The following is a 2142-nucleotide window of genomic DNA, read 5'->3' as shown; positions in this document are numbered from 1 at the left end:
CCGGTACAGTTTATTGCCTTTGGCCGACAACGTATCTGACATTTCGATCAGCGTGACCGCTTTCCCCCGTTCTGCCAGCTCCAGAGCCAGCTCGGTTCCGATCGTGCCGCCGCCGATGATCACAAACCGTCCCTGCGCCGAATCCAGTTCAGGATACAGCGTCACCGCCTGGCGGGCATATTCCGCGCCGGGAATGCGCGGCGTAATAAACTCCGCTCCCAAGCCGAGAATCAGATCATCCGGTGCGAGCGAAGCGATCATTTCAGGCGTCGCCTCGGTCTCTAATCTCACTTCGACGCTGGACTTGACGATCTGCCGGATCAGATATTCCCGATATGCTTTCAGCTCTTTTTTATAGTCGTCATAATCTGCCCAGTTCAGCTGGCCGCCTAACTGGGCCGCACGCTCCAGCAAGATTACACGATGGCCTTGTTCCTCAGCGGTCAGCACTGCTTTCATCCCGGCAGGTCCGCCGCCGACCACGACGACTGTTTTAGGCTTGACAGTCTTTTCCAATTTCCGCGGCACACGGTTTTCCCGGCGAAAGCGGGGATTGACGCTGCACTGAACATTTTCGTGTTCCGTCGCGATGTGATAACAATTCAGACACCGCAAACAGGGAACGATATCCTCAGACCGGCCCTCGCAGGCTTTTTGCGGCCAGTCGGGATCCGCCACCAATTGCCGTCCAAGCATAACCAGATCCGTGCTGCCTTCTGCGATCAGCTGTTCGCAAACCGCAGGATCTGTGATCCCGCCGACCAGTGCAACCTTCACTCTGCATTCCTGCTTGACCCGGCGCGCAAATGCTGCGTTGTAATACTGCGGTTCAAAAACAGTGGTATGGGTATGAACGTTAGCTTCATAGTGTTCAACAGTCCCGCCGTAACAGTCCATCCCGGCCGAGACGTTGACAATATCCACCAGATCTTCCACCTGTTTCAGGAAATAGAGCATATCGTCTTCGGAATACGATTCCGGCACCATCAGCTGGCGGGAGATCCGCATCATGATCGGATAGCGCGGACCAACGGCCTGCCGCACAGCGATCAGGGCTTCCCGGGCAAACCGGATGCGGTTGTCCAGACTGCCGCCATAGCTGTCGGTGCGGCGGTTCCACACCGGTGAGAGAAACTGGCAGCATTGGCTGTCATGTCCGAAATGAAGCATGATCATTGAAAATCCAAAATCCTTCGCCTTTTTACAGTTATCCGCTAAATCCCGGATCTGGTCTTCCATTTGTTGAACGGTCATGGCTTTGCCCATTTCGCCGGTATAACAAATTCCGTCGCTAGGCATCTGGACCGTGCCGTCCGGATTTTTTAACGGATGGAAGCTGAATTCCATGATACCGGCCGCCCCGCCTTCTTCCAAAACGGAAAGCGTTTCCCGCGTCACATCGCGGGCATATTTATCAAAGGGATTCCCGGCTCCAACAATGTCCGCCGGACCATAGCTGGATACCACGACGCCGGCGCTGCCGCCTCTAGCTTTATCCGGCAAAGAGATTCCGCCATAATAGGTGGACGAAACCAAATGTGCTCTCGGCACGCCCATCGGCGCCGCCAGCACACGATTTTTTAACATCAGAGAATTAATTAGAATTGGACTGAATAAATGAGGAAAAGAAGTTTTCATAACTGACCTCGCTTTCTGCCCTCATTATCCAGTTTTCCATGATCGTTTTCCACACTGCCGTTTGCCTGTTGACCGGGCAGAAACGGATTGATTTCCAGATTATAGAATCTCTTAATTCCAAGTTTTTTCATTATCCGCGCTTGTTATGAAAGCTTAAGATATTTTCATGTAATTTTGCGTAAATAAAAAAACTCCCCTCGTGTACGATAATCTCATAGTCCAGTCGTCAGAGAGGAACACGTATTTTCAATCTGAGCTTAGATAGAAGAAAAGACGATCAAAATTGGAGAATGCCACCGAATGATTATGTCTACCTGGAATTGCATCGTGTTTTTATCGTGTTGAGCCAATTAAAAATCCCTTGAAAAACGATCGCGATATTGACTCACTTAAAATTTAGGATTCAGATTGGGTTTACTCTGTGCTAAAAGCATTGATTCACTCTACGCGGTCTTCAGTATCTGAAAATAAAAAAAACAATGCTTTCTCTTTTTGAAAAAAGAA

Annotated in this window: 1 protein-coding gene; it reads right to left on the bottom strand. The window is 50.3% G+C overall.

Annotation, left to right across the window (positions count from 1 at the left end):
- On the bottom strand, positions 1 to 1638 hold a 1638-nt coding region (locus tag HOLDEFILI_RS02255), incomplete at its 3' end, for an oxidoreductase (protein ID WP_006057741.1).
- Between the last annotated feature and the right edge of the window lie 504 nt (positions 1639 to 2142).

The organism is Holdemania filiformis DSM 12042 (assembly GCF_000157995.1).
Taxonomy (GTDB): Bacteria; Bacillota_I; Bacilli_A; order Erysipelotrichales; family Erysipelotrichaceae; genus Holdemania; species Holdemania filiformis.
The sequence above is the reverse complement of the archived record's forward strand: the minus strand, read 5'-3'. Positions and strand labels throughout refer to the sequence as shown.